This is a genomic window from Paenibacillus prosopidis, from assembly GCF_003337375.1.
GTDB lineage: Bacteria > Bacillota > Bacilli > Paenibacillales > Paenibacillaceae > Pristimantibacillus > Pristimantibacillus prosopidis.
On record NZ_QPJD01000049.1, the window covers coordinates 1 to 4,376 of the forward strand.

General features: G+C 48.0%; 6 protein-coding genes. 1 reads left to right on the forward strand and 5 read right to left on the reverse strand.

The window, feature by feature from the left end; all coding sequences use genetic code 11:
• From DFP97_RS29940 to DFP97_RS29955, 4 genes are all read right to left on the reverse strand, one after another.
• Positions 1 to 469, reverse strand: a 469-nt coding sequence (locus DFP97_RS29940) for an IS110 family transposase (RefSeq protein ID WP_147275124.1), incomplete at its 3' end; no start/stop codon positions are given.
• Between the two features lie 122 nt (positions 470 to 591).
• Positions 592 to 816, reverse strand: coding sequence for a PepSY domain-containing protein (locus tag DFP97_RS32415; protein WP_114384312.1), 225 nt, complete (start codon positions 814 to 816; stop codon positions 592 to 594).
• A gap of 156 nt (positions 817 to 972) precedes the next feature.
• On the reverse strand, positions 973 to 1,323 hold the full coding sequence (locus DFP97_RS29950) for a nucleotide disphospho-sugar-binding domain-containing protein (protein WP_245976655.1): 351 nt from the start codon (positions 1,321 to 1,323) through the stop codon (positions 973 to 975).
• A 96-nt stretch (positions 1,324 to 1,419) separates the two neighbouring features.
• Positions 1,420 to 2,595, reverse strand: a complete 1,176-nt coding sequence (locus DFP97_RS29955; protein ID WP_114384314.1) for an ATP-grasp domain-containing protein — start codon at positions 2,593 to 2,595, stop codon at positions 1,420 to 1,422.
• Positions 2,596 to 2,760: 165 nt separating this feature from the next.
• On the opposite strand from DFP97_RS29955, the gene DFP97_RS29960 reads away from it, so the two are divergent.
• Positions 2,761 to 3,507, forward strand: a complete 747-nt coding sequence (locus DFP97_RS29960; RefSeq protein WP_181873747.1) for a YheC/YheD family protein — start codon at positions 2,761 to 2,763, stop codon at positions 3,505 to 3,507.
• 203 nt (positions 3,508 to 3,710) lie between these two features.
• On the opposite strand, the gene DFP97_RS29965 is transcribed toward DFP97_RS29960, so the two are convergent.
• Entirely contained in the window at positions 3,711 to 4,115 is a 405-nt protein-coding gene (locus DFP97_RS29965; protein ID WP_220271207.1) for a nucleoside/nucleotide kinase family protein, read from the reverse strand.
• Positions 4,116 to 4,376 lie beyond the last annotated feature (261 nt).

Consider the following 4,376-nt stretch of genomic DNA (forward strand, 5'->3'; position numbering starts at 1 on the left):
TTGTTTTCAACCTTTGAAAAACGATAGCCTGTTGCGAGTATTCATAGTAAAAGCCTCGGCTGACCACATCAGCGATGACAAGTGCATCCTTCGGATCACTCTTGGAGGGAGAATTGTCGCGGTTCTCCTTGTTTCGTTTGGTAGTCGCCGGATTCACCATGACAACACTCTTGCCCTTGTCGGCAAACCAATTGGCCAGGTTATACCCGTAGTGTCCGGTCGGTTCCATGCCGACTATGAGTCCCTTTAAGCGATGTTTCTGTTGTAATCCATCGATCCATCGTTCTAATTTTTCGAATCCTTCAATTGTATTTGAGAATGATAGATGTCGCTTACTAAGTATGATGCCGCGAAAATTAGTTGCTTGTGCTACATGAGTTTCCTTCGCGATATCTATACCCACAACAAGGTGAGATGTGGAAATTCGTTCAATGCGTTGATTTTGTTTGTCATTTTGCTTAAACTTCATAGTAAGAGCGCCTCCTTGATGTGTTGTAGACAAACCCATCATACCGAGGCGCTCCTTTTTTGACAAAGGCCAAATCTTAGGCCTTACAGGAATGTTTAGCTTAATAAAATCCTTGGTTCTATTTAATAACCGTTTACCATGAGTATTTTGCCTGTCTTTGCATCGATATAGAACCATAAAGAAGAAGAAACTGATGTTTTGTCAACGTTTATCAGATTAATCATCCAAACAGGTTTTGAAGATTCTGAGCCTTTTGATACTTCATGGACTATATAGGTTCTTGAAAGAGATTTATCTATCTCTTCAGCACGTGTTAATGCTATCTGTTTTGCTTCTTCTTCTGAAATTTTTTTGGAAGTATTTCAAGCAGTAATTAAACTCATGAATAAAGCTTCCACCGCTTCCGTGTTATCGGAAATGATGGAGGCCTCCGGATATCCGATCGTCCTTTAAATTGTTGGTGCTGATGTGCTTATAATTCCGATGTGTAAACTTAGGCTTTATCAGACTGAAGCGTGTCTCCATTGTAAAATCACTTCCGCCGCTTTGGATGCTCCACCCGCCTCGCGGAAGGATGCACCGATCACCTCGGCCTGCTGTTTGAAGGAAGGAAAGGCAAGCAGCGTTTCAGCCGTTTCGCGCAGAAGGACCGGAGAAAGTTCACCGAGATCGAGCGCTAATCCCGCCCTCAGCTCGGATACTCTCCGAGCTACCATAGGCTGGTCCGCGGAGACCGGGATGACAGCAAGTGGCGTGCCGTAATAAAGCCCTTCGCTCGTACTGTTCATTCCCCCGTGGGTAAAGAATACATCAGCATGCTGGAGTACTTCCAGCTGCGGCACGCAGTTTTTCACGATGAAGTTATCGAGGACGATACGAAAAAAAGCTGCCCATTAGTCATCGAGCAATGACTTACGGACAGCTTTTTTTTGCTGCATATAACCTAGCCCTTATTCAAAACCCAGCGCTTGCATTTGCCGTTCGGCTTCCATGACCTCTTCTTTGGAGTTCCCAACCAATACGCAAGACATGAATATGGGCCTTTCCGCCGTTTGAACCGTCGGGTTGAAGATGCACAGAGGCAGCAGCCGTTTCTCCGATATGAACGACTCAACCTGCATCTTACATTCATCGAAAGCGCGATCCGACTTCCACTTCCTCGCTTTCATCACCGTCGCTCCCCACTCGCTTACGATACTATTCCGAAAGAGGAGCGCCACCGTCGAACCGTTCTGCCGGAAGTTCAAATCAATGATATAAATTTGATTGTCCTCCGTAATAACCGTATCTATACCGGCAAACCCAAAGTAGCCTAGCGATACCGCCTTGTGCATAACCTGCTTGCATAGCTCGATCGCTTCGGCAGGCGGCTGGTCATGCTCATCGAACCAGTTCCCCGCGTATTTTCCTTGCTCCGTTATGATCTGTTCGGCAGAGCCCAAATATACCAGCTCCCCGGAGTACGTTTGCGCGAACTGAATGCAGAAATTTTTCTTAATCGCGAGAAACTGCTCTACGACAACGAACGAACAGGAGCGGAATAGCGTCTTGGCCTGCTCGAGATCCGCCTTCGATCGGCAAATGACGACCTCGATTCCCCCGCCGCTAGGCTGGTCGGTAGCCGCTTTGACGACGTAGGGATAATCGTACGGTAAACGATCATTGTTCATGAATTCGTCTATCGATAGCAGCACGCGACTAGGGACATGCCGATTCTGAACGAGCTCTGCTAGATTTCTTTTATTATTGAGGAATAAGAGAAGCTCCCTCTTAATCCAGTATTGGCCTGCTTCGAATTCATTCGGCAGGTGCGCATAATTAAATATGACGCTCTTGCCGTCTTGCTGCAGGCCTTCCAATCGATCATAGTAGCTGTCGGCATCCTCGTAGGTCAGAAGTTTGGACCCGGTTCGCAGGCCTGCCGCTTGGAGCAGCGCGAGACAGGATTCTCTCCTGACATCTGTATGACATACCATCGGAATGTCCCCGGCCAGCGTCAGCAAACTGCCGGAAGACGAATCCTGGCTAACCTCATTAGGCAGCCAATGGCTGTTATGATACGAGCCTCTTCCGTTTATGACATATTCGCGGCCGAAAATCTGTTCAAGCGTGAGAAGCGGCTCCAACTATACCATCCCCTTCGAATAACATTTCTCAGAACATAGTGTATTCGCTCTGATAGAAATGAATCGTAGGTTCGAATCTATTTTCTCACAATTGGGCGTTGGACCAATCATGCGCGTATGATCGCTCGTATAGTAAATAGACTATGCAGCGAGGGTGTGGTATCGATGGCAAGCGAATTACGAAGGAATAAATGGTATAAACATCAGCTATTAATGAACAGTCCGGCGTTGGTGAGATTTTTGCCGAAATCGCACAGATACTCGCCCTCCAATCTATCGAAAATGCTGAATCTCTACCCCGAGATCATCCTGAAGCCCGTCGTCGGCTCCGGGGGCGTTGGCATCATCAAAGTGTCGACAGCTAGTGCAGGGGTTTACCATGTGCATACGATGGGACACTATGAGAAGGTCGTCGGCCAAGACGCGCTAAAGGCATTGATCAACAAACTAAAGGGTAAGCGTACATTAATCATCCAATATTGCATCCCGCTCGCCAAAGTCGAAGGCAAACTGATCGATTTCCGTTATATCGTCCAGCGCAACAAAGGCGAATCGAAATGGATCATTACCGGCAAACACGCGAAGATCGGCAAAGAAGGATCCGTCGTTACGAACCTGCAGCAAGGAGCTAATGTCGAAACGGTTCGAAGAGCATTACGGCAGGCCAATGTCAAAAATATCGGAAAAACGATGGCCGACCTCGATTATCTGTCTCTAAAAGCGTCCAAAGTATTTTCCCGCACCTTCGGGTCCCAGACGATCTGGGGTTACGACCTCGCAGTAGACGTGAAAGGCAAGGTGTGGATGATCGAAGCCAACTCCACGCCGCTGGTAGGCGGCTTCCGCTACTTGAAAGATCCAAGCATGTATCGAACGATTCGAAGATACCAGGCTATGAATAGGCAGCGCTAGCGGTATTACAGCGAAAGGCACCCGGTTGACGGGTGCCTTCTTTCGTTGCGTATGTTTAGTTCAACGTTAGCTCCTTTTTCCAAGTAAGCTCCTTGCCTGCTTCATTCTTGAACAGAAAGACCACTTTCCCCTTCTCGCCTTTCATCGAATCCGGATAGAAGAAACCCATAAATTGCCCGTCACCGCTAATGTAAAAGTTACTGTCATTGGCATTCATTTGCATCGATTTGACGGAGGATTTCGTCAACGACGTACGCGATCGGTGCGGTGGCGTCGATTATAATCCCGTTTTTAGGAATGCCTTCTCTCGTTTGATGCAAGCGCGCACTAATTTCCTGTTCCTCTGGTCTGCCACCCCAGTCAGTTGGGTCCAGCGTCACTCGCTCATCAATCCGCCGGAGAGAGGTTTCCAGGTCGACCTCAAGGACAAACACGCCGTCGAAGAGGTCGATGAATTTGGGGTAATTCCGCGAACCACCGCAGAAAAATGTTACCGCCTCATCCTGATTGTCGACCAATGCTTTTACTTCATCAACATGCCAAATGTGGTGTTCGGGTTTAAAGCCATCCGTCGGGGTACCAGTTTTCGGATCGCCTTGATACGCCAATTCACGGTCACCATGAATAGCATGGTAGCCGCGCCGCTGCAATTCGTTGCAGACCGTAGTTTTGCGGCGCCGGAAACGCCTCCAATCAGATAATTCCTAATGCCCATGGCAGACCCTCCATTCAACTGGATAAGCACAATATATTAGATGTTTCTATCTGTCACTAAGTAGAGTAAAGAGCTGGGGATCCAGCCCCTTCTCATCAAACCGTACGTGCAGTTTTCCCGCATACGGCTTTCCGACGTTCTTCATCTAGGGCAG